This window comes from Citrobacter amalonaticus, from assembly GCF_001559075.2.
GTDB lineage: Bacteria > Pseudomonadota > Gammaproteobacteria > Enterobacterales > Enterobacteriaceae > Citrobacter_A > Citrobacter_A amalonaticus_F.
Window position 1 is genome coordinate 203,887 of record NZ_CP014015.2, and the last position, 24,362, is coordinate 228,248.

The 24,362-nt window shown below is 53.4% G+C and carries 20 protein-coding genes and 1 tRNA gene; 15 read left to right on the forward strand and 6 right to left on the reverse strand.

Going from position 1 to position 24,362, the window contains the following annotated elements; all coding sequences use genetic code 11:
- Window positions 1-7: 7 nt before the first annotated feature.
- Complete coding sequence (torC, locus tag AL479_RS00990; RefSeq protein ID WP_061074726.1) at window positions 8-1,141, reverse strand: pentaheme c-type cytochrome TorC; 1,134 nt, start codon at window positions 1,139-1,141, stop codon at window positions 8-10.
- Between the two features lie 166 nt (window positions 1,142-1,307).
- Between torC and AL479_RS00995 the strand changes: the two genes are divergently transcribed.
- The gene (locus tag AL479_RS00995; protein WP_061074727.1) at window positions 1,308-2,789 is read left to right on the forward strand and encodes a PLP-dependent aminotransferase family protein; all 1,482 of its coding nucleotides are present in this window, start codon (window positions 1,308-1,310) and stop codon (window positions 2,787-2,789) included.
- A 40-nt stretch (window positions 2,790-2,829) separates the two neighbouring features.
- Here the strand turns inward: AL479_RS00995 and uxuA are convergent, their stop codons facing one another.
- A complete protein-coding gene (gene uxuA / locus AL479_RS01000) occupies window positions 2,830-4,020 on the reverse strand; it encodes a mannonate dehydratase (protein ID WP_061074728.1) in 1,191 nt (396 codons plus the stop codon).
- Between the two features lie 205 nt (window positions 4,021-4,225).
- On the opposite strand from uxuA, the gene AL479_RS01005 reads away from it, so the two are divergent.
- The 9 genes from AL479_RS01005 to yejF all read left to right on the forward strand — a co-directional run bounded on the left by AL479_RS01005 (window position 4,226) and on the right by yejF (window position 15,901).
- Complete coding sequence (locus tag AL479_RS01005; protein WP_061074729.1) at window positions 4,226-5,692, forward strand: mannitol dehydrogenase family protein; 1,467 nt, start codon at window positions 4,226-4,228, stop codon at window positions 5,690-5,692.
- A gap of 116 nt (window positions 5,693-5,808) precedes the next feature.
- Window positions 5,809-6,795, forward strand: a complete 987-nt coding sequence (locus AL479_RS01010) for a CobW family GTP-binding protein (RefSeq protein WP_061077905.1) — start codon at window positions 5,809-5,811, stop codon at window positions 6,793-6,795.
- 38 nt (window positions 6,796-6,833) lie between these two features.
- Window positions 6,834-7,547, forward strand: coding sequence for a phosphatase PAP2 family protein (locus AL479_RS01015; RefSeq protein ID WP_061074730.1), 714 nt, complete (start codon window positions 6,834-6,836; stop codon window positions 7,545-7,547).
- A gap of 413 nt (window positions 7,548-7,960) precedes the next feature.
- Complete coding sequence (gene mepS, locus AL479_RS01025) at window positions 7,961-8,530, forward strand: bifunctional murein DD-endopeptidase/murein LD-carboxypeptidase (RefSeq protein ID WP_043000104.1); 570 nt, start codon at window positions 7,961-7,963, stop codon at window positions 8,528-8,530.
- Between the two features lie 186 nt (window positions 8,531-8,716).
- On the forward strand, window positions 8,717-10,273 hold the full coding sequence (locus tag AL479_RS01030) for a cyclic di-GMP phosphodiesterase (RefSeq protein WP_061074731.1): 1,557 nt from the start codon (window positions 8,717-8,719) through the stop codon (window positions 10,271-10,273).
- 102 nt (window positions 10,274-10,375) lie between these two features.
- Window positions 10,376-12,190: an extracellular solute-binding protein gene (locus tag AL479_RS01035; RefSeq protein ID WP_061077906.1), complete on the forward strand. Its 1,815-nt coding sequence runs from the start codon at window positions 10,376-10,378 to the stop codon at window positions 12,188-12,190.
- Window positions 12,191-13,285, forward strand: coding sequence for a microcin C ABC transporter permease YejB (locus AL479_RS01040; protein WP_061074732.1), 1,095 nt, complete (start codon window positions 12,191-12,193; stop codon window positions 13,283-13,285). It abuts the gene before it with no gap.
- A complete protein-coding gene (locus tag AL479_RS01045) occupies window positions 13,285-14,310 on the forward strand; it encodes an ABC transporter permease (RefSeq protein ID WP_061074733.1) in 1,026 nt (341 codons plus the stop codon). The genes AL479_RS01040 and AL479_RS01045 overlap by 1 nt, the downstream gene beginning before the upstream one ends.
- A 1-nt stretch (window position 14,311) precedes the next feature.
- Complete coding sequence (gene yejF / locus AL479_RS01050) at window positions 14,312-15,901, forward strand: microcin C ABC transporter ATP-binding protein YejF (protein ID WP_061074734.1); 1,590 nt, start codon at window positions 14,312-14,314, stop codon at window positions 15,899-15,901.
- Between the two features lie 3 nt (window positions 15,902-15,904).
- On the opposite strand, the gene AL479_RS01055 is transcribed toward yejF, so the two are convergent.
- The 3 genes from AL479_RS01055 to rsuA all read right to left on the reverse strand — a co-directional run bounded on the left by AL479_RS01055 (window position 15,905) and on the right by rsuA (window position 18,506).
- Entirely contained in the window at window positions 15,905-16,249 is a 345-nt protein-coding gene (locus tag AL479_RS01055) for a YejG family protein (RefSeq protein WP_043000099.1), read from the reverse strand.
- 342 nt (window positions 16,250-16,591) lie between these two features.
- Window positions 16,592-17,782 carry a Bcr/CflA family multidrug efflux MFS transporter gene (locus AL479_RS01065; RefSeq protein ID WP_061074735.1) on the reverse strand — a complete coding sequence of 397 codons (1,191 nt, stop codon included), beginning with the start codon at window positions 17,780-17,782 and terminating at the stop codon, window positions 16,592-16,594.
- A gap of 16 nt (window positions 17,783-17,798) precedes the next feature.
- Window positions 17,799-18,506, reverse strand: coding sequence for a 16S rRNA pseudouridine(516) synthase RsuA (gene rsuA, locus AL479_RS01070; RefSeq protein ID WP_061074736.1), 708 nt, complete (start codon window positions 18,504-18,506; stop codon window positions 17,799-17,801).
- Window positions 18,507-18,657: 151 nt separating this feature from the next.
- Here rsuA and AL479_RS01080 point away from each other — a divergent pair, with 151 nt between their 5' ends.
- Window positions 18,658-20,418, forward strand: a complete 1,761-nt coding sequence (locus AL479_RS01080; protein WP_061074737.1) for a DEAD/DEAH box helicase — start codon at window positions 18,658-18,660, stop codon at window positions 20,416-20,418.
- 124 nt (window positions 20,419-20,542) lie between these two features.
- A complete protein-coding gene (gene rplY, locus AL479_RS01085; RefSeq protein ID WP_043000095.1) occupies window positions 20,543-20,827 on the forward strand; it encodes a 50S ribosomal protein L25 in 285 nt (94 codons plus the stop codon).
- 51 nt (window positions 20,828-20,878) lie between these two features.
- On the opposite strand, the gene yejK is transcribed toward rplY, so the two are convergent.
- The gene (yejK, locus tag AL479_RS01090; RefSeq protein WP_061074738.1) at window positions 20,879-21,886 is read right to left on the reverse strand and encodes a nucleoid-associated protein YejK; all 1,008 of its coding nucleotides are present in this window, start codon (window positions 21,884-21,886) and stop codon (window positions 20,879-20,881) included.
- A gap of 180 nt (window positions 21,887-22,066) precedes the next feature.
- Between yejK and AL479_RS01095 the strand changes: the two genes are divergently transcribed.
- The 3 genes from AL479_RS01095 (at window position 22,067) to AL479_RS01105 (ending at window position 24,236) form a co-directional block, all read left to right on the forward strand.
- The gene (locus AL479_RS01095) at window positions 22,067-22,294 is read left to right on the forward strand and encodes a YejL family protein (protein WP_061074739.1); all 228 of its coding nucleotides are present in this window, start codon (window positions 22,067-22,069) and stop codon (window positions 22,292-22,294) included.
- Window positions 22,295-22,325: 31 nt separating this feature from the next.
- Window positions 22,326-24,086, forward strand: coding sequence for an LPS biosynthesis-modulating metalloenzyme YejM (gene yejM / locus AL479_RS01100; protein WP_061074740.1), 1,761 nt, complete (start codon window positions 22,326-22,328; stop codon window positions 24,084-24,086).
- A gap of 73 nt (window positions 24,087-24,159) precedes the next feature.
- A tRNA-Pro gene (locus AL479_RS01105) sits at window positions 24,160-24,236 on the forward strand.
- The last annotated feature ends 126 nt before the right edge of the window (window positions 24,237-24,362 follow it).

A 24,362-nucleotide genomic window follows, 5' to 3' on the forward strand; every position in this document is an offset into this window, starting at 1 on the left:
GTTATCCTCATTTATCTGTGGTTGCCGATACGTCGCTGGCATGTGTCTGGAGGTATTTCAACAGCGTCCGTTCCTCTACCGGATTGAGCCGGTAATAGCTGGACATCGCTTTCAACCCGGCGATCCAGCCATTAGCGGTATAACGGTCGGTCGGTGGCGTGCTGTGGCAGGCGCTACAGGTGGATTGCAACATCTGATCGGTGTATTGCCAGACGGGGTCGATGCGATCGATAAACCCATCTGCAGAAGTCCAGGCCGTAATGCTGACCTGCTGCCACTCCGCATGAGAATCGGGGTCGGTTTGGGTCTGCAGGATTTTGACATTCGCCATCAGCGCGGCATCCAGGACGGCAGAAAACACGCGTTTTCCCCGGTACTGTGTAATCACTCTCCCGCGCCCTTTACTCTCTCGCCAACCCGTCAGCTCAAGTTGCACCTGATTGCCCACTTTTTTGAGGATCCTGACTTCGGTCGCCGGAAAAAGCAGGGCTTTCCCTGCCGGTTCCTCCGCCGTGGCGGTCAGCGCTTTTTCCGTCAGCGAATAAAGCGTGGTCGCATCCGGGAATTGCTCTCCCTGCTTCTGCAATTGCTTATAGCGCTCGCGAAAACCACTGCTCATGTCTGGCTTGTGGTGCGCGATCCCCTTATGACAATCAATGCAGTTACTGTCTTTTGCCGCCGCAGCGGTCATTTGCGCCATCGCGTTGGATGACTGTTTTGCGTGATCCATGGCGTCATAGCTGTGGCAGGATTTACACGCTGCGGAATGGTTGGCACTCATTCTCGTCCACTCCCGCTGTGCCAGTTCTGCACGCTTCTGGCTCAATTTTTCAGGCGTGTCGATAGAGGGTGAGATAAAGGTGTGGTACAGATCGCTTAATGCTTCCGTCTTGCGCTCAAGGGTGGGGATAACGCCCGGCGGAATATGACAATCTTTGCATTCTGCACGTACCCCTGAAGCATTACGGAAGTGAATACTGCTCTCGTATTCTTGGCCGACCGTGCGCATCGAATGGCACGATACACAAAATTCGGTACTGCTGGTGTAATGAACGCCTTGCCACGTTCCCCACAGGACAAGCGCCATTGCTATCGCGCCTCCTAATACATACCAAAGGGCATTTTTCCTAATCCTCGACATAGCGGCCTCCGTTATTTTAATTACGGAACGCTAAGGGATATTAAATCGTAATAATAGTGACACCCGCCTCAGAGAATAGGAACAGCCCATCGTCTATGAGGAACATCAAAATAAGGCGAAAGGAAAACGCATAATGTATTATCAATGCTCAAACAAGGATTTCCTCATGCTAACGTTACCTCTGGACAGAGAAAGCCATCTCCCTTTGCAACTACAAATTTTTCAGTATTATTTCCAGGCAATCCAGCATGGCGATGTTCTCCGTGGCGATAAACTTCCGTCAATACGCGAGCTAGCCCAGAGATTAAACGTGGCGAAGATTACGGTCGTCATGGCGTACGAAAAACTTGTCAGCGCAGGATTGATCAAGAGTCGGCAGGGTATAGGCTATGAGGTCGTGTTCGCGACGCCTATGCGGAATATCCCTTTTCATGCCATTTCTGACACGGGTTCTCCTCCTGCGAAGCCTGAGCCTGCAGGGATCTCAACGGATGTTTATGCTGAGGCCAGTCGGGAATATTACTGTCGTTTGGGCATCCCGGATCCGAATGCGTTTCCATGGTCCAGTTGGCGAAAATGGAATAATGCACCCACGGCACTCAAGGAACAATTATTTACCCAATATCATTCACCAAATGGATTGCTTTCTCTCCGTGAGCAGGTCGTTCGTTATCTGAATTTATCAAGAGGGATTAATTGCAATCCAGAAAGCATCATTATTACCAATGGCATTCAGGAGGGACTCTCTCTTCTCAGTCAGATATTTATTACACATTACACAATTCGTCATAAAAAGAAATGTCACATTGTGACCGAGTCACCTTGCTATTCTGGTGCGTGGCATCTGTTTAATTATCATGGTGCCACTGTTACCGCAATTGAAGTGGATAAAAACGGTCTTTGTACAGATAAACTGCCTGAGAGCGATACGCAACTGTGTTATGTCACACCCGCACATCAATATCCGATGGGCGGCACACTTTCGCTCGAACGACGTAAGATACTGCTGACCTGGGCCTTACGTGTCGGGGCTTATATCATCGAGGATGATTATGACTCAGCATTTTCCTATGGAGAAAACCCCTTACCGCCGCTGAAAACGATGGATTTTCACGATCGGGTCATCTACATGGGGACCTTTTCCAAAACGCTTGGTCCAGGTGCTCGACTGGGTTATCTGATCTGTCCGGATGAACTTCTTCCAACCCTGCAAACGATCAAAGCACTCAATAACAACGGCAGTCAGTGGCTGTTGCAGCAGTTTCTGGCCGATTTGATGCAAAATCAGGTGTTCTATACCCATCTCAGCAAACTGGCCTGCGACTACGCACTGCGTCTCACCTTATTGCGGGATGGCCTCTCCTCTTTATTCACGGAAGGCGAGATCGACGGCGCTTGTGCCGGATTGCATCTCTCCCTGCGTCTGCCCTGGTCGCAGGATCGCGTGACGCAATTGCGCCAGCGCTGCCTGCTGGCCGGCGTACGGTTTGATACATTGCAGGAAATTGAAAACGGCTCAGAAACGCCATGGCGGAAAAATAATCAGGATGGGGTGATGTTCTTCGGTTTTGGCGGGTTACAGGTGCAACAACTCAGAAAAGTACTGAGCGTTCTTGAGCAGGAAATGCGGGCATTATTACCGCTTTAGTGAGCGATAAGGGGCGATAAACTCGCCCCTTCATCAACCATTACAGCAGGTCGCGGAACTGGGTCATTTTCAGTGCCAGTTCAACACCGCGCACTTCCGCCAGCCCTTTCAGACGGCCAATCGCGGAATAACCCGGATTAGTTTTCTTATGCAGATCGTCCAGCATCTGATGACCGTGATCGGGACGCATCGGAATCGGACGCAAATCCCCCGCCTTCTTGCGGCGCTGCTCTTCGGTCAGAATCGCCGTCACCACCGCCACCATATTCACATCACCCTGCAGATGCGCGCCTTCATGGAAGGTTTTCGGATTCGCTTCGCGGCACGTCGAGCGCAGGTGGGTAAAGTGGATACGATCGCCAAAGGTTTCAATCATTTTCACCAGATCGTTATCCGCACGAACGCCGTAAGAGCCTGTGCACATGGTGAAACCGTTGTAGATGCTGTCGACGGTCTCTTTCAGCCACTGCATATCTTCAATGGTGGAGACAATGCGTGGTAACCCGAGAATCGGGCGCGGCGGATCGTCAGGATGCACCGCCAGACGCACGCCAACCTCTTCAGCCACCGGTACAATCGCACGCAGGAACACGGCCATATTGTCACGCAGATCGTCTTTGCTGATGCCGTCATACTCGGCCAGACGCGCACGGAACTGATCGAGCGTATAACCCTCTTCCGCGCCAGGCAGACCGGCAATGATATTACGGGTCAGTTTTTCGATATCCGCGTCGCTCATAGCATTGAAATAAGCCAGCGCCTGACGCTGTTCTTCTTCGCTATAGTCTGCTTCCGCGCCCGCACGTTTGAGGATATGTAACTCAAAAGCGGCGAAGGCTATTTGATCGAAACGCAGCGCTTTCGAGCCGTCCGGCAATTCGAACTCGAGATCGGTACGCGTCCAGTCCAGAATCGGCATGAAGTTATAGCAGACGGTGTCGATGCCGCAGGCCGCCAGATTGCGGATGCTCTGCTGATAATTCGCGATCCATGTCTGATACTGACCGGAGCGGGTCTTGATCTCTTCATGAACCGGAATACTTTCGACGACCGACCAGGTTAATCCTTTTTCCGCCAGAATCGCCTGACGTTTTTTAATCTCGTCGACCGGCCATACTTCGCCGTTCGGAATGTGGTGCAATGCTGTCACAACGCCCGTTGCGCCAGCCTGACGCACATCATCAAGCGATACCGGATCGTTAGGCCCGTACCAACGCCAGGTTTGTTCCATTGCTTTACCTCACAAAGTTGTTATACCAAATTAGTTTACCTGAATGACGACTACCATACAGGCTTCTGCGCACTGATCAATAAAAGGGGCGTGATTGATTGATCCAGCTCACATTACCCGGATAAATTCGGCTTACCAATTTAATTTGTTGTCATATAACTTTACACTGCCGTTGTTAATTTATGGTTAATCAGGTGTGTAATAAATGACTACAATTGCCTCAGCAATATTGCCGGATGGCGTACAAACGCCACGCTATGACCGCCAGCAACTGAAAACCCGCATGGTGCATTTCGGTTTTGGCGCCTTTCATCGTGCGCATCAGGCATTACTGACCGATCGGGTGCTGAATGCCCAGGGCGGAGATTGGGGAATTTGTGAAATCAGCCTGTTCAGCGGCGACACGTTGATGCGTCAACTCCGCGAACAGGATCATTTATACTCCGTGCTGGAAAAAGGCGCAGACGGCAATCAGGCGATTATCGTCGGTGCCGTCAACGAATGCCTGAATGCGAAACTCGATTCGCTCGTCGCCATTATCGAAAAGTTCTGCGAACCTCAGGTGGCGATTGTCTCGCTGACTATCACCGAAAAAGGGTATTGCATCGATCCGGCAACCGGCGCGCTGGACCTGACAAATCCGCGCATTATTCACGACCTGCAATCGCCTGATGAACCCCATTCAGCACCGGGTATTCTGGTGGAAGCGCTGTCGCGTCGACAGGCACGCGGCCTGGCACCTTTCACTGTACTCTCCTGCGATAACATTCCTGATAACGGCCACGTGGTGAAGAACGCCGTGCTAGGGATGGCGGAAAAACGCTCTCCCGCGCTGGCAGACTGGATCCGCGAGCACGTCAGCTTTCCTGCCACGATGGTCGACCGCATTGTTCCGGCCGCCACGGAAGACTCTCTGGCTGAAATCACCCGCGAACTGGGCGTGACCGATCCTTGCGCCATCAGCTGTGAACCGTTCATTCAATGGGTGGTTGAAGACCACTTTGTCGCCGGTCGTCCCGCATGGGAAGCGGCTGGCGTGCAGATGGTCAGCGATGTGCGTCCCTGGGAAGAGATGAAATTGCGGATGCTTAATGGCAGCCACTCGTTTCTCGCGTATCTCGGTTATCTTTCCGGATTTCAGCATATTAATGAGTGCATGCAGGACAGCGCGTTCCGCGAAGCCGCGTACCGACTGATGATGGATGAACAGGCGCCGACGCTGACTATTACTGACGTGGATTTGACCGGCTACGCGCAAAGCCTGATTGAACGCTTTGCGAATCCGGCACTGAAGCATAAAACCTGGCAAATCGCGATGGACGGCAGTCAGAAGCTGCCTCAGCGGATGCTGGCGGGTATTCGCCTTCATCTGGCGCGCGAAAGTGCATGGCCATTACTGGCGCTGGGCGTGGCGGGATGGATGCGCTACGTCAGCGGCGTCGATGACGCCGGTGTGACCATCGACGTTCGCGACCCGCTGAATGATAAAATCCGCGCTATCGTGGCCACCCATCATGAAGATCAGCGCGTGTCGGCACTGCTCTCCTTATCGGAAATTTTTGGCAACGACCTCCCGCACAATCCTGTTTTTGTCCAGGCGATTGAAGCGGCCTGGCAGCGTATCGCGCAACACGGTGCACATCAGGCGGTGATTGATACGTTAAAAAGTTAACAATTTCTGCCATTAAGGCGGACGGAGACCGTCTTCGTTCGCCCCGCCCTTCTCTTTTTCACTTTTTTTCGCCAGGATTAATGGAAACCGTTACGGTACATTATTCTGGAGCAGGCGTGACCAAAACTAACCTCATCACTGGTTTCCTCGGCAGCGGAAAAACCACTTCGATCCTTCATCTGTTAGCACATAAAGACCCCGCCGAAAAATGGGCGGTACTGGTCAATGAGTTCGGTGAGGTCGGCATTGACGGCGCTCTGCTTGCTGATAGCGGCGCGTTGCTCAAAGAGATCCCTGGCGGCTGCATGTGCTGCGTGAACGGCCTGCCCATGCAGGTTGGACTGAATACTCTGTTGCGACAGGGGAAACCCGACCGCCTGCTGATCGAACCAACTGGACTGGGGCACCCGAAACAGATCCTCTCCCTCCTCACCGCACCGGTGTATGAGCCCTGGATCGACCTGCGCGCCACGTTGTGCATTCTTGACCCACGTGGATTGCTGGATGAAAAAAGCGTCACCAATGAGAACTTCCGCGATCAGTTAGCTGCAGCAGATATCATCGTGGCGAATAAAACCGATCGTGCGACTGCGGAAAGTGAACGCGCGCTGCAAACCTGGTGGCAACAGTTTGGCGGCAACCGTCAGTTGGTGCAGGCCGATCACGGTCAGATTGACGGACAGTTACTCGATTTACCGCGTCTGAATCTGGCTGAATTGCCCACCAGCGCTGCGCACTCGCACAGCCATCCAGAACAGCGAGGATTGGCGGCGCTGAGCCTGCCAACTCAACAACGCTGGCGTCGCAGCCTGAACAGCGGTCAAGGGCATCAGGCCTGCGGCTGGATTTTTGATGCCGATACGGTCTTTGACACCATCGGACTGCTGGAATGGGCGCGACTGGCGCCGGTTGGCCGGGTGAAGGGAGTCATGCGTATTCCGGAAGGCCTCGTGCGCATTAATCGCCAGGGCGAGGATCTACACATTGAAACGCAGAACGTCGCGCCGCCGGACAGTCGTATTGAACTGATTTCCAGTACCGAGGCAGACTGGAATACGTTGCAGAGCGCATTGTTGAAGCTTCGTTTAGCTGAACACGCGTAAGGTTGCCTGCGATTTATTGAACAGTGAACACGTTAAATATGAAAATCCGGTTACCACTGATACTTCTGCTGAATGTTGCCGGTCTGGCGTTATTCATGAGCTGGTATATGCCCGTGAATCATGGATTCTGGTTCCCGGTTGACGCCGGCATTTTCCACTTCTTTAACCAGAAACTGGTAGAGAGCCAGGCCTTCCTGTGGCTGGTCGCCATCACCAATAATCGGGCGTTTGATGCCTGTTCTCTGTTGGCGATGGGTTGTCTGATGCTGAGTTTCTGGCTGAAAGAGACGCCTGCAGGCCGCCGACGTATTGTCATCATCGGCCTGGTGATGCTGCTTACCGCCGTGGTTCTGAACCAGGCCGGTCAGGCGCTGCTGCCCGTCAAACGCGCAAGTCCGACGCTCAGTTTCGAGAGTATTTATCGCGTCAGCGAATTGCTGCATATTTCGACGAAGGATGCGTCCAAAGACAGTTTCCCTGGCGATCATGGGATGATGCTGCTTATTTTCGCCGCATTTATGCTGCGCTATTTCGGAAAAGCCGCAGGGTTTATCGGCCTTATTATTGTTGTGGTTTTTGCTTTTCCGCGCGTCATGATCGGTGCCCACTGGTTCACCGATATCGCAGTAGGATCATTAACCGTGGTTCTAATTGGCCTGCCCTGGTGTCTCCTGACCCCGTTAAGCGATCGTCTTATCGCGCTTTTCGACAATTATCTTCCTGGCAAAAACAAACAAATCTTAAACAAATAACTCACAGTTATTAACATCATCAGGGTTTATTCTTACGCCCTGATGATGCGTTAAGATAAATTATTCATCTCATCGTCATTATTTAGTCATAACATTACCCTTGAGAATGAATAAGTTGCCTGTTTTTCCGCCATTTTGCGCTTAAATTGACCAATCCCGTTTATTCACTTTCTGTATCACATTTTCTTATTAAAATTCAGATAAAATCACTCGCCAAGCCTGTAACGATCGGGTAACCTCGAACTCGTTTTGCCTCGCTGAGTTATTATTCTCTTCGCGAATAAATTTGTGCGTTCTGCCACAGTTTTGCGCTTAAAGAATTGTCTCATTGTGCGCAGGTAATTAGTCTCGTCACGTTTGGCATTTTTTATAACGATATTTATCGTTAAGGACTTCAAGGGAAAACAAACAAAATGGTCAAATCTCAACCGATCTTGAGATATATCTTGCGCGGGATTCCCGCGATAGCAGTCGCGGTACTGCTTTCTGCATGTAGCACTACCACAAACACCGCAAAGAACACGCATTCTGAGACGCTTGGTGTGAATCAAGAAGCTTCCTCACTGCAAGCTTCTCAGGATGAATTTGAGAGTATGGTACGTAACCTCGATGTTAAATCGCGGATTATGGATCAGTATGCTGACTGGAAAGGCGTGCGCTATCGTCTCGGCGGCAACTCCAAAAAAGGTATTGATTGTTCCAGCTTTGTACAGCGTACATTCCGTGAACAGTTTGGTTTAGAACTCCCACGCTCCACCTACGAGCAGCAGGAAACCGGTAAGTCCGTTTCACGCACTAATCTGCGTACCGGCGATCTGGTTCTGTTCCGCGCAGGTTCGACGGGCCGTCATGTTGGTATCTACATTGGCAACAACCAGTTTGTTCATGCCTCTACCAGCAGCGGTGTTATCATCTCCAGCATGAACGAGCCATACTGGAAGAAGCGCTATAACGAAGCGCGTCGGGTTCTGAGCCGCAGTTAATCGTTTGGTTGCTATCCCTTGGCGACCCTGACGAGACAGACGAAAAGCATCGCTTCGGCGGTGCTTTTTTTTTGATTCCCTTTTTGTCCCTGTGGAAAAGCATGACTCGCTGAATCAATCCAGGCTATAGTCTTGTTATTCCATCACATTTATCATCATCGCAATCTCAGGGTAAAGCCAGGCATCATGTTCACACACGCCTTAACGACTGGTCGAAAAATCGTGCTTACCTGCCTGATTACCGGGGTTGTCGTTGCTATTGTTATCAGTAGCCTACAATTCGTGATGGCGTGGCATAAGCGGGAAGTTAAATACGACACGCTGGTTTCTGACATTCAGCATTACCTGGTTAGCTATTTTGCCGATCTCAAAAGTACTGCCGACATTCTCCAACCGTTGACTTTAAATACCTGTAAACAAGTCGGCGCAGAGCTCACTTCCCGTGCTGCCTTTAGCCTGAACGTTCGTGCCTTTTTGCTGGTCAAGGATAAGAAAGCCTTTTGCTCATCAGCAACCGGGGGCATGGATGCGCTGCTGACTGAACTGGTTCCCAGCCTCGATATTGGTAAAGATATCGATATGGCGATTATCCCGGGAACACCGATGATGCCCAATAAACCCGCAATGGTGATTTGGTATCGTAACCCCCTGATGGTGAATAGCGGCGTTTTCACCTCCCTGAATATCAACCTTACGCCGTATCTGCTCTATACCGCCCGCCAGGAAGACTTTGACGGGATTGCCATCATCGTCGGCAACACCGTCTTGTCGACCTTTTCAGACCATCTGCTCACCGTTGATGAACTCGACGGTTCACCGGAGCGCGAAGCAAAAATCAACGGTGTTCCGGTGACGATCAGGCTATACGCAACCAACTGGACCTGGCCCGACTTATGGTACGCCCTGCTTCTCGGCGGGATGGGGGGCATCATTGCGAGTTTACTCTGCTACTACGTCATGAGCATTCGCCTGCGGCCCGGAAAAGAGATCCTCACCGGGATCAAACGCGATCAGTTCTATGTCGTCTATCAGCCCGTCGTGGATACGCAGTCGCTGAAGGTCACCGGGCTGGAAGTGTTACTGCGCTGGAAACACCCAACGGCGGGAGAAATCCCGCCTGATGCGTTTATTCATTACGCTGAGGCCCAGCACATGATTGTGCCGCTGACCCAGCATCTGTTTAAACTGGTGGCGCGGGACGCCCCTACGCTGCAAAAAGTCCTCCCGGTTGGCGCTAAGTACGGTATTAACATTGCGCCTGACCACCTGCACAGCAACAGTTTTAAAGACGACGTTCGTCAGTTAGTCGCCACGATGCCGCCCAACCACTTCCAGATCGTGCTGGAAATTACTGAACGCGACATGCTCCAGCAGCATGAAGCGTCACAGTTATTTGAGTGGCTGCACGCCGCAGGCTTCGAAATTGCGATAGACGACTTCGGTACCGGCCACAGCGCGCTGATTTATCTGGAACGCTACACCCTGGATTATCTGAAAATCGATCGCGGTTTTATTAACGCCATTGGTACAGAAACCGTCACCTCGCCGGTGCTGGATGCGGTGCTGACACTCGCTAAACGCCTCAATATGATGACGGTAGCCGAAGGGGTGGAAACGCCTGAGCAGGCAAAATGGCTACATGAACGCGGGGTTCGCTTCCTTCAGGGCTACTGGATTAGCCGCCCGCTGCCGCTCGACGAATTTGTCGATTGGGTTTCACAGCCACACGCGCTGAAATGGTAAAGCACCGACGCGCGGATTCACAACAGACGCCACCTGCCCTATTATTCAGGCATCAGAGTGACCTGCGCAGGCAGGTAAGCCAGACAAGGAATCCCTTTGCAGATAATCGTTCGCATATTGCTGCTGTTTGTCATGTTGATGAGCGCAAGTGCCCAGGCGCAGGCGATCAAAGAGAGCTATGCCTTCGCGGTATTGGGAGAGCCTAAATACGCGTTCAACTTTGATCATTTTGATTACGCCAATCCCGCCGCCCCCAAAGGCGGTCAGATCACCCTTTCCGCTCTCGGCACCTTCGACAACTTCAACCGCTACGCCCTGCGAGGTAATCCCGGCGCCCGGACCGAACAGCTTTACGACACTCTGTTTACCACCTCTGATGACGAGCCCGGCAGCTATTATCCGCTGATCGCCGAGAGCGCACGCTATGCGGAGGATTATTCGTGGGTTGAAATCACGATCAACCCCCGCGCCCGTTTTCATGATGGCTCGCCCGTCATGGCCAAAGATGTCGCCTTCACCTTCAACAAATTTATGACCGAAGGCGTGCCACAGTTTCGTCTGGTCTACAAAGGCACAACGGTTAAAGCCATTGCCCCATTAACCGTACGCATGGAGCTCGCGAAGCCGGGTAAAGAGGATATGCTCAGTCTGTTCTCATTACCCGTGATGCCACAAGCGTACTGGAAAGATCATAAGCTCAGCGACCCGTTGTCCAGACCGCCGCTGGGTGGTGGTCCTTATCGCATTAGTCAGTGGAAGATGGGTCAGTATATTGTCTATACGCGCGTGAAGGATTACTGGGCGGCCAATCTGCCGGTCAATCGTGGCCGCTGGAACTTCGATGTCATTCGCTACGACTATTATCTCGACGACAACGTGGCCTTTGAGGCCTTTAAGGCTGGCGCGTTTGATTTGCGTCTGGAGAGCGACGCCAAAAACTGGGCGACGCGCTATGTCGGTAAAAACTTTGATAATCAGTACATCATCAAAGATGAGCAGAAAAATGAATCGGCGCAGGATACGCGCTGGCTGGCGTTCAACACGCAGCGCCCCGTTTTCAACGACCGACGCGTCCGTGAAGCCGTTACGCTGGCATTTGATTTTGAATGGATGAATAAAGCGCTGTTCTACAACGCCTGGAGCCGGGCAAACAGCTATTTCCAGAACACCGAGTATGCGGCCAGAAACTACCCCGATGCGGCTGAACTGGTCCTGTTGGCGCCGATGAAAAAGGATTTGCCGCCGGAGGTCTTCAGCCAGATTTATCAACCTCCCGTGTCCAAAGGTGACGGTTACGATCGGGAAAACCTGTTAAAAGCCGATGAATTACTGAAAGACGCGGGCTGGGAACTGAAAGGTCAGCAACGGATTAACACCGCCACCGGCAAACCGCTGAACTTTGAACTGCTCATTTCCGCCGCCAGTAACAGCCAGTGGGTCCTGCCCTTCCAGCATAATCTCCAGCGTCTGGGGATTACGATGACCATTCGTCAGGTCGATAACTCACAACTCACCAATCGCCTGCGCAGCCGGGACTACGACATGATGCCGACCCTGTGGCGGGCGATGCCTTGGCCCAGTTCCGATCTGCAAATCTCCTGGGCGTCCGAGTACATCGACTCTAGCTATAATGCTCCTGGCGTGAAAAGTCCGGTGGTCGACAAACTGATCAAGCAAATCATCGCCGCGCAGGGCGATAAAAACAAACTGCTGCCGCTTGGACGCGCGCTGGACCGCGTGCTGACCTGGAATTACTACATGTTGCCGATGTGGTACATGGCGGAAGATCGACTGGCCTGGTGGGATAAATTTTCCCGTCCAGGCATTCGTCCAATTTATACCATTGGCCTGGATAACTGGTGGTATGACGTAAACCGGGCAGCGAAGTTACCTGCCGCCAGACGACAGGGAGAATAAATGGGCGCGTACCTGATTCGTCGTTTGTTGCTGGTTATCCCGACGCTCTGGGCGATCATCACCATCAACTTTTTTATCGTGCAAATTGCCCCCGGCGGCCCGGTCGATCAGGCGATAGCCGCCATCGAATTTGGTCAGACGAGCGCGCTGCCCGGTGCCGGGAGCGAAGGTGTTCGCGCCAGCCATGCCCGAACCGGGGTGGGAAATATCAGCGACAGTCACTATCGCGGGGGGCGTGGCCTTGATCCGGAAGTGATAGCCGAAATCACCCAACGCTACGGTTTTGATAAGCCACTGCACGAGCGTTATTTCACCATGCTGTGGAACTATATCCGCTTCGATTTTGGCGACAGCCTGTTTCGTAGCGCGTCGGTACTGACGCTCATCAAAGAGAGCCTACCGGTGTCGATCACCCTGGGGCTGTGGAGTACGCTCATCATCTATCTGGTGTCGATTCCGTTAGGGATCCGCAAAGCCGTACATAACGGCAGCCGGTTCGACGTCTGGAGTAGCGCGTTTATTATTATCGGCTATGCTATCCCGGCGTTTCTGTTCGCAATACTGCTGATTGTCTTCTTTGCCGGCGGCAGCTATTACGACCTCTTCCCGCTGCGTGGTCTGGTCTCGGCGAATTTTGACTCGCTGCCCTGGTATCAGAAAATCACCGACTATCTGTGGCACATCACCTTACCCGTCCTGGCGACGGTCATTGGCGGGTTTGCCGCGTTAACTATGCTGACCAAAAATTCCTTTCTCGATGAAGTGCGCAAGCAGTATGTCGTCACCGCCCGTGCCAAAGGGGTCAGTGAAGGGAATATCCTGTGGAAGCACGTTTTTCGCAACGCCATGCTGCTGGTGATCGCCGGTTTTCCTGCCACCTTTATCAGTATGTTTTTCACCGGTTCGCTGCTGATTGAAGTGATGTTTTCACTCAACGGTCTGGGACTGCTGGGCTATGAGGCAACGGTGTCACGCGACTACCCGGTGATGTTTGGCACGCTGTACATCTTCACCCTGATCGGCCTGCTGCTGAATATTCTCAGTGATATCAGCTATACGCTGGTCGACCCGCGTATTGATTTTGAGGGACGTTAATGGCCCATTTAAGCCCCGTCAATCAGGCCCGCTGGGCGCGTTTTCGCCATAATCGTCGTGGCTTCTGGTCGCTGTGGATTTTTCTCGTCTTGTTTGGTCTGAGTCTGTGCTCTGAGTTGATTGCTAACGATAAACCCCTGTTAGTGCGCTACGACGGAAGCTGGTATTTCCCGCTGGTCAAAAACTACAGTGAGAGCGATTTTGGCGGCCCGCTGGCAACGAGAGCGGATTACCAGGATCCGTGGCTGAAGCAACAGCTGGAAAACCGCGGTTGGGTCCTCTGGGCACCGGTGCGCTTTGGCGCGAACAGCATCAACTTTGCGACTGACAAACCCTTTCCCTCGCCCCCTTCGGCGCAGAACTGGCTGGGTACCGATGCCAACGGCGGCGACGTGCTGGCGCGAGTGCTTTACGGCACGCGTATCTCCATTCTTTTCGGCCTGATGCTGACCTTGTGTTCAAGCGTCATGGGTGTGCTGGCCGGGGCGCTACAGGGCTATTACGGCGGCAAAGTGGATCTCTGGGGCCAGCGATTTATCGAGGTCTGGTCGGGTATGCCGACGCTGTTCCTGATTATTTTGCTCTCCAGCGTCGTACAGCCCAACTTCTGGTGGCTGCTGGCGATTACGGTACTGTTTGGCTGGATGAGTCTGGTAGGCGTAGTTCGTGCGGAGTTCTTACGCACGCGGAACTTCGACTATATCCGGGCCGCCCAGGCACTCGGCGTCAGCGACCGTAGTATCATTTTTCGTCACATGCTTCCCAACGCAATGGTCGCCACGCTAACCTTTTTGCCGTTCATTCTCTGCAGTTCCATTACCACTCTGACGTCGCTGGATTTCCTTGGTTTCGGTCTGCCGTTAGGCTCTCCTTCACTGGGCGAGTTGCTCCTGCAAGGCAAAAATAACCTCCAGGCGCCGTGGCTGGGCATTACCGCCTTCCTGTCCGTGGCCATTTTACTCTCGCTGCTGATTTTCATCGGCGAGGCCGTCCGTGACGCATTCGATCCCAACAAGGCGGTGTAACATGACGCAACCTTTGCTCGCCATTGACAATCTGACGCTGGGATTTCGTAAGCAGGAAACCGTCCGCACGGTGGTTAACGCGGTGTCGTTGCGCGTGGAGGCCGGCGAAACGCTGGCGCTGGTAGGAGAATCCGGTTCCGGCAAGAGTGTTACCGCGCTGTCGATTCTGCGCCTGCTACCGACTCCGCCCGCCGTGTATCTCGGCGGCGATATCCGTTTTCACGGCGAGTCCTTACTGCACGCCAGTGAGCAGACCCTGCGCGGCGTGCGCGGCAACAAGATCGCCATGATTTTCCAGGAGCCGATGGTGTCGCTGAACCCGCTCCATAACCTCGAAAAACAGCTCTATGAAGTACTTTCCCTACACCGGGGTATGCGCCGGGAAGCGGCGCGCGCAGAGATATTAAGCTGTCTCGATCGGGTCGGTATTCGGCAGGCGGCAACCCGGCTGGGCGATTATCCGCACCAGCTTTCCGGCGGCGAGCGTCAGCGAGTGATGATTGCGATGGCGCTGTTAACGCGACCCGAATTGCTCATCGCCGATGAACCAACTACCGCGCTGGATGTCTCGGTCCAGGCGCAGATCCTGCAACTGCTGCGTGAACTCCAGCGCGAGCTGAATATGGGGATGCTGTTCATCACCCATAATCTCAGTATTGTCAGAAAACTCGCCGACAGCGTAGCAGTGATGCAAAACGGGCAATGCGTTGAGCAAAACCGGGCTGCTCCCCTGCTCCACGCGCCTGCGCATCCCTATACGCAGAAATTGCTTAACAGCGAACCGGCGGGCGATCCAGTCTCTTTGCCGGAGGGGCAGTCACCCCTTCTCAGGGTCGAGGATTTACGCGTCGCCTTTCCCATTCGCAAAGGCATCCTTAAGCGTGTGGTGGCAAACAATGAGGTGGTGAAAGGCATCAGTTTCAGTCTGCAACCGGGTGAAACGCTGGGGCTGGTCGGTGAGTCAGGTTCGGGGAAAAGTACCACCGGGCTGGCGCTCCTGCGGCTTATCGGCTCCCAGGGCAGCATAGAGTTTGACGGCCAACAGTTACAACATCTTAAACGCCGACAGCTGTTGCCCGTGCGTCATCGTATCCAGGTGGTCTTCCAGGATCCCAACTCCTCGTTGAATCCGCGACTGAGCGTGTTGCAAATCATTGAAGAGGGGCTGCGCGTTCACCAGCCAGCGCTCTCAGCCGAACAGCGCGAGCAGCAGGTCATGGCGGTGATGGCGGAAGTGGGACTGGATGCCGACACGCGCCACCGCTATCCAGCGGAGTTTTCCGGCGGTCAGCGCCAGCGGATTGCGATTGCCAGAGCGTTGATCCTGAAACCGTCATTGATTGTTCTTGATGAACCGACGTCATCTCTCGACCGGACCGTGCAGGCGCAAATTCTCGCGCTGTTGAAATCGCTACAGCAAAAGCATCGCCTGGCCTATATCTTCATAAGCCACGATCTGCACGTGGTGCGCGCGTTATGCCATCAGGTGATTGTACTGAGACAGGGAGAGGTTATCGAGCAGGGGCAATGCGAGCACGTCTTTAGCGCACCACAACAGGCGTATACGCGTCAGCTTCTCACGCTAAGCTGATGCTCAAAATGGATTGTTGTTAGAAAACGGTTCGGCAATGGCCACGCCAAAGTTTTTCAGACGACAGGTCGCAGCAAATTCGTCCTGGCGATTCACAAACAGGCACGGTTCGCCTTCACATTCCAGTACGGAACATGGCACTTCGATATCACTGAGCGCCTGACTGAGTTTATGCATCACCGGCCAGGCGCTATCGCCATCCGGACTCAGCAGTTTAAGCGCCACCAGACTGTTTTCAACGCTTTGGCCATTTTGCGGAATCGGTTCAACTTTCGAACCTGCGAAACCCGCTGACCAACGATAGTTCTGTGGTAAGCGATGAACGATTGAGAGCTGTAATGTTGTCACTTTCTTTCCCCGGAAGTACAATCACTTCACAATTTATTTACATCCATATTAACACATCATTGACAATCCGTCCTTAAACGGTTGCATAACGTGGCAATCCTTATCCCGCGTGGCCAGTATGGTCGGTATGGCCTTTATTAAAATAGATGTTTCCAGTCGGGACAGGAGCGCGGGCTATATGTACCCGTTTCTGCGATCTAACTCAACCTTTTTAACTACAATGATGTGACTTTTTACATAAATTGATTTTACATAAAATAAACATATATCGGGGAAATGATGGAATCGTCGTTGACGTACATCAACAAAGGAAGCCAAACGGCTTCCATGTTGTGTATTTGATCACCGTTTTTTCGGGCGGCTCGCATAGAGATAGAACAAAATTGAACAGCTTGCACAGAAGGCTATAGACCAAATCATCGGCCAGGCTGAGTTAAACGTTGCCAGAGAGAGTAATGCACCAACGAGCGCGCCAATGCCAAAGCGGAAGGTACCTGCCAGCGATGAGGCCGTTCCCGCCATATGCGGGAACTCATCGAGGATCACTGCCATCGCATTGGAGGAGATCATCGACACGCAGCCGACAAAGACCGCCACCCCCAGCACCAGCGCCCAGAAACCGACGCCAAACAGCGCACTCAGTACCATCCACACCGCCATCGCCAGTTGGATCCACAATCCAGTACGGAACATGTTCAGCGCACCGATCCGGCGCACGAAGCGACTGTTAAAAATCGTCATAATGAACAAAAAGACGATGTTCAGCGCGAAGTAGTAGCCAAAATCCTGCGGCGATACGTGGTTGATTTCGATATACACGAAAGGCCCGGCGCTGAGAAAGGAGAACATCCCGGCAAAGCTAAAGCCGCTTGCCAGCATATAGCTCAGCACCCGCTTATGGCGAAAAAGCGAAGCAAAATTACCTATCGTCGTGCGGATATGAAACGGCTGGCGCTTTTCAACCGGTAACGTCTCTTTAATGAGCGTTGCGATCATGACTGAGGCCAGAACCGCGGCGATCGCCAGGATCCAGAAGATAGAGTGCCAGCTCAGCCACACCAGCACCCAACCGCCGATGATTGGCGCCATCAGCGGCGCGATCGTGGTCACCAGCATGACGAACGACATCATGCGGGAGAACTCTTCTTTAGGATACATATCGCGCATCAGCGCATTGATCACCACGCTGGCAGCGGCCGCCGCCAGACCGTGGAAGAATCGCATCACAATCAGCTGATCGATGGTCTGCGCCAGCGCACAGGCTACGGCGGCGGCAGCGAACACCAACGTGCCGCCGAGGATCACCGGTTTTCGCCCGAGGCTATCCGCCATCGGCCCGTACAGCAACTGCCCGACGGCGAAGCCCAGAATATAGGTACTGAGCGTCATCTGCGCACTGCCCGCCGGCACACCAAACTGCTCGGAGATCACCGGTAGCGCCGGAAGGTACATATCGATCGACAGCGGCATCAACATAGCCAGCAGACCGAGAATAAAAACAATGGCAAAGGACGAGTGCTGCCGGGTGGTCACAAAAAAACTCCTGAATTTAGCTGGACGTCATGCCGACGCTGGCAATTTCTGCGTCTGTCAATGGGCGATACTCACCAGGTTCAAGGTCAGCATCAAGGGTAATAGCGCCTATCCGTTCGCGGTGCAGTTCGACCACATGGTTACCCACGGCGGCAAACATCCGTTTTACCTGATGATAGCGTCCTTCGCTGATGGTCAGACGCACCTGCGTCGGGGTGATAACCTCAAGCACAGCCGGCTTCGTGAGATCTTTTTCATTATGTAACTGCACGCCTTTCGCAAACTGCGCTGCGGTATCTTCGGCAACGGGCGACTCCAGGGTGACCAGATACGTTTTCTCGCAGTGGTGACGCGGAGAGGTGATGCGGTGCGACCACTGCCCATCGTCAGTCATCAGCACCAGACCGGTGGTGTCGATATCCAGGCGACCCGCAGCGTGTAATTTATGCGCGACCGGCTCATCCAGGAAATACAGGATCGTCGGATGATCCGGGTCATCGGTCGAACATACGTAGCCCTGAGGTTTATTAAGCATAAAGTAACGCGGGCCGTTTTGCTGAACCAGCGTGTTGCCATCATATTCTACGTCGTGTTCTGGCAGCAGTTTGAACGCGGTATTCCGGATGATTTCACCATCCACGGTAACACGGCTACCGCGGATCTCACGCCCGGCAATAGCGCGGCTGACGCCGAGTTGCTGAGCGATAAATTTATCAAGTCGCATGAGTGTGATTTTGCCTGTAAAAATACGGGAATCGGGCGCATCGCCCGAAAAGTGGAGCCGTTATCTGCCCAGTATAGCGGGCTAACAACATCCCTCAAGGGAAAACGATTCGTGGCATACTATACCCGAGTTCGTTACGTATTGTGAGACCATGATTTTTACACTTCGCCCCTACCAGCAAGAAGCCGTGGATGCCACGCTCAACTATTTCCGTCGCCATCGCACGCCTGCGGTGATTGTGCTGCCTACTGGCGCCGGTAAAAGCCTGGTGATTGCCGAACTGGCGCGCGTTGCCAGAGGCCGCGTGCTGGTACTGGCACACGTGAAAGAGCTGGTGGCGCAAAACCATGCCAAATACTGCGCGTTGGGGCTGGAAGCCGATATTTTTGCCGCCGGACTCAAGCGCAAAGAGAGCCACGGTAAAGTGGTGTTCGGTAGCGTTCAGTCCGTGGCTCGCAATCTGGACGCCTTCCAGAGCGAGTTTTCGCTGCTGATTGTTGATGAATGCCATCGTATCGGTGATGACGAAGAGAGCCAGTATCAGCAGATCCTCACCCATCTGAGCAACGCCAATCCCCACATTCGCCTGCTGGGGCTGACCGCCACCCCTTTTCGTCTGGGCAAAGGCTGGATCTATCATTTTCACTACCACGGTATGGTACGCGGCGACGATAAGGCACTGTTTCGCGACTGCATTTACGAACTGCCGCTGCGCTATATGATTAAGCACGGCTATCTCACACCGCCGGAACGCCTCGATATGCCGGTGGTGCAGTACGATTTCAGCCGCCTGCAGGCGCAAAGCAACGGTCTGTTTAGCGAAGCCGATCTGAACCGTGAGCTGAAAAAGCAGCAGCGCATCACGCCGCACATCATCAGCCAGATTGTTGAATTCGCCCAGACCCGCAAAGGGGTGATGATTTTTGCCGCCACCGTTGAGCATGCCAAAGAGATTGCCGGGCTGCTGCCTGAAGAGGATTCCGCGCTGATTACCGGCGACACGCCGGGTCCTGAACGCGATGAGCTGATAGACGCGTTTAAAGCCGAGCGTTTTCGTTATCTGGTCAACGTCTCCGTCTTAACCACCGGCTTCGATGCTCCGCACGTCGATCTCATTGCCATTCTGCGTCCCACCGAGTCAGTCAGTTTGTACCAACAAATTGTGGGCCGTGGCCTGCGTCTCGCACCGGGAAAAACGGACTGTTTGATTCTTGATTACGCCGGTAACCCGCACGATCTCTATTCTCCAGAGGTGGGGAGTCCGAAAGGCAAAAGTGATAATGTGCCGGTCCAGGTCTTCTGCCCGGCCTGCGGTTTCGCGAATACCTTCTGGGGCAAAACCACCGCTGACGGTACGCTGATCGAACATTTCGGCCGCCGCTGTCAGGGCTGGTTTGAAGATGATGAAGGACACCGCGAGCAGTGCGATTTTCGCTTCCGCTTTAAAAACTGTCCGCAGTGCAATGCCGAAAACGACATTGCCGCCCGCCGCTGCCGGGAATGCGATACGATCCTTGTCGATCCCGACGACATGCTGAAAGCCGCGCTGAAACTGAAAGACGCCCTGGTGCTCCGCTGTAGCGGCATGACGTTGCAGCACGGCCATGACGAGAAAGGCGAATGGCTGAAAATCACCTACTATGACGAAGACGGTGCGGACGTCAGCGAACGCTTTCGCCTGCAAACCCCTGCCCAGCGTACGGCGTTTGAACAACTGTTTATCCGCCCGCATGCCCGCACGCCAGGCGTGCCGCTACGCTGGATCACGGCGGCGGATATCCTCGCGCAGCAACCATTGTTACGCCATCCCGACTTTGTGGTAGCACGGATGAAAGGTCAGTACTGGCAGGTGCGGGAAAAAGTGTTCGATTATGAGGGACGCTTCCGTCGGGCACATGAATTACGCGGATAATCGTACTTTTGATTGATGTAACGGGCGTTTGAGTATAGAATCTCGCCCGCTTTTGCATACGCAAAGCAGATCACTTACCTGTTGCTGGGTCGCCTGTAGCAGGAATTATTAAAGAGAGATTTAAATGTTTACTATCAACGCTGAAGTACGTAAAGAGCAGGGTAAGGGTGCGAGCCGCCGCCTGCGTGCCGCTAACAAGTTCCCGGCAATCATCTACGGTGGCAAAGAAGCCCCGATTGCTATCGAACTGGACCACGATTCCATCATGAACATGCAAGCTAAAGAAGGTTTCTATAGCGACGTTCTGACCATCGTTGTTGACGGTAAAGAAGTAAAAGTTAAAGCTCAGGCTGTACAGCGTCACGCGTTCAAGCCGAAGCTGACTCACATCGACTTCGTTCGCGCGTAATCGCCAACAAGTTGAAGAAAACCCCGCTCCGGCGGGGTTTTTTTATGGCGTTTAATTACCGCTCGAGGTACGACGCTGAAGCTGATCGCGCAGGTTCGGCGGCGTGCCTTTAATGGTCAACGTATCCGTTGCCGGATCCCAGAAAATACGCTCGCCCAGCAGCATCGCGTCAAAGTTAATGGTTAACCCGCCGCCGCTGCCGGCATATTTGGTCAATTGGCGCAGCGTGCTGCGATCGGCCGGGAAGCTCTCTTCCAGTTCATAGCCCTTCTCTGCCGTAAATTCGCTAAAGCTCACTTCACTGACGCCAGAAAGCTCTTTTGACAGCGACTCCAGCTCAATCTCTTCACCGGCCTGAAGCTGCTCGTTGCAGTAGCTGTACACCTGCTGGCGCACGTTCTGACGCTCGGCCTTATCCAGTTGCGCTTCAGCGGTGAAGTCATCGACCGCCTGCAGCAGTCCACGGTTTTGCGCCTTAGCGTTAAGACCTTCGCTGGCCCCGAGGAAATCCATAAAGAAGTCGGCCACTTTGCGCCCTACTCGCCCCTTCAGGAAGGTCAGATAACGGGTCGATTCCGGGTTGGTTTCCCACTCGGTCAGATCGATACGCGCGACGATATCCGCATGGTTGATATCCAGATAGTGCGTCGGGTTGATATCCAGATTCTCATTGACGCGCATGCTGCTTAAGTTGTTCAGCACCGCCACCAGTAAATACTCTACCGCCAGATAGCGATAGTGACAGAACAGCACAATGCCGCCGTCGGCAAACGGGTATTTGGCGAGCTCGTCACGCAAACGTCCGGTCGCCGCACGGCTAAAGGCGAGAAAATCCTCCTCACCCTGGCGCTGTAAGCGCAGCGCTTGCGCCAGTTCGCTCTCTTCGCTGAACAGACCATACGCTTTGTTTTTCGCGCTATAGACCCGATGCAGCTCAGCCATCATATCGACAACGGTGTTTGTCGGTTCCAGTAATGAATCGCGCAGGACCAGCTCAAGGTTTTGCTCATCACGCTTGATAAGCTGGTGCAGGGCAATCTGGTTGATATCCAGACTCATGATAAACTCTCCTTAAAGACCGGGCGGTATTCAACCACCACCGGCGAGGCGACGCAACAGAAGATGCAGCGCCGTTTTGCCTGTCGCACGGTAACGCGAATTATTGAGGATAAAAAAGCGGAAAAAAAACTGTTGCTACGGTAATATGTTGCCCTTTCATGAATAAACTGATTTCGATTTATGCCACAAATCTCCCGCTATAGTGACGAACACGTTGAACAACTGCTCACCGAGATGCTCAACGTACTGGAAAAACATAAGGCGCCGACTGACCTTTCCCTGATGGTGCTGGGAAACATGGTCACCAACCTTATTAATACCAGCATTGCCCCGGCTCAGCGCCAGGCGATTGCGAACTCTTTTGCCCGCGCATTGCAGTCCTCGGTTAACGACGACAACGCGCGCTAAAAGCCGACTTCGGGGAAACGAACGACAAGTTATGGTAACTCATCGTCAGCGCTACCGTGAAAAAGTCTCCCAGATGGTTAGCTGGGGGCACTGGTTTGCACTGTTCAACATTCTGCTGGCTATCGTGCTCGGCAGCCGTTACCTGTTTGTCGCCGACTGGCCGACAACGCTGGCCGGTCGCGTTTACTCTTATCTGAGTATCGTCGGCCATTTCAGCTTTCTGGTGTTTGCCACCTATCTGCTGATTCTGTTCCCGTTGACGTTCATTGTGATGTCCCAGAGGCTGATGCGTTTCCTGTCAGCCATTCTGGCGACGGCCGGAATGACGCTTCTGCTGATCGACAGCGAAGTGTTTACCCGTTTCCACCTGCATCTTAATCCTATCGTCTGGGAACTGGTGATTAACCCCGACCAGAACGAGATGGCGCGCGACTGGCAGCTGATGTTTATCAGCGTGCCGGTTATCTTGTTGATTGAAATGCTGTTTGCGACCTGGAGCTGGCAAAAACTGCGCAGCCTGACGCGTCGTCGTCACTTCGCCAAGCCGCTGGCCGCTTTCTTCTTTGTGTCATTTATTGCTTCCCATGTGGTCTATATCTGGGCGGATGCTAATTTCTATCGTCCGATCACCATGCAGCGCGCTAATCTGCCACTCTCCTATCCGATGACCGCGCGCCGGTTTCTGGAAAAACATGGTCTGCTGGATGCGCAGGAGTATCAGCGCCGTCTGGTCGAACAGGGAAATCCTGAAGCGGTGTCCGTGCAGTATCCGTTGAGCGAATTACGCTATCGCGATATGGGCACCGGGCAAAACGTCCTGCTGATCACAGTCGATGGCCTGAACTATTCGCGCTATGAAAAGCAGATGCCTGCCCTCGCCGGATTTGCCGAGCAGAACATTGCCTTCACGCGACATATGAGTTCCGGCAACTCTACCGATAACGGTATTTTTGGCCTGTTCTATGGCGTGTCGCCGAGCTATATGGACGGGATTCTGTCCACCCGAACGCCGGCTGCGCTGATTTCGGCACTGAATCAGCAAGGCTATCAGCTGGGACTGTTCTCTTCCGACGGTTTTACCAGTCCGCTGTACCGCCAGGCGTTGCTGTCTGACTTCTCGATGCCAAGCGTACAGACGCAGTCTGACGAACAGACCGCCAGCCAGTGGATTAACTGGCTTGGGCGTTACGCACAGGAAGACAACCGCTGGTTCTCGTGGGTTTCGTTTAACGGCACCAACGTTGACGACAGCAACCAGACTAACTTCGTTCGCCGCTACGCTCGCGCAGCGGGAGATGTTGATAAGCAGATCAACCGTGTGCTTGGCGCGCTGCGTGATTCCGGCAAACTAGATAACACGGTGGTGATAATCACCGCTGGTCGCGGCGTTGCGCTGAGCGATGAAGAGAGAAACTTCGCCTGGTCGCGCGGCCACCTGCAGGTTCCGCTCATCATTCACTGGCCGGGGACTCCCGCGCAGCGGATCAACAGCCTGACCGATCACACAGACGTCATGACCACGCTGATGCAGCGTCTGCTCCACGTCAGCACGCCTGCCAATGAATATTCGCAGGGGCAGGATCTGTTCAATGCCAATCGTCGTCACTACTGGGTAACGGCGGCCGATCTCAGTACGCTGGCGATCACCACGCCTGAAATGACGCTGGTTTTGAACAACAATGGCAAGTACCAGACTTACGATTTACGCGGCGAGAAGATTAAAGATCAGAAGCCGCAGTTGAGTCTGTTATTACAGGTGCTGACTGACGAGAAGCGTTTTATCGCTAACTGATTTATTATTAATCAGTTAGCTGGATGTCCCCTTGCATTCGGTGCGGAAAGCGGTAGTATTACCTCCCACAAGTCGGCACGTAGCGCAGCCTGGTAGCGCACCGTCATGGGGTGTCGGGGGTCGGAGGTTCAAATCCTCTCGTGCCGACCAAAATTCCCCAGAAAAACCAGCCTTTTACGGCTGGTTTTTTTTATTATTTCCGTCCACCGGAATTGAATTCGATTCGAGTTATGGACGGAAATGATGTTACACTTCCGGTTTTGCACAGCCGACCTT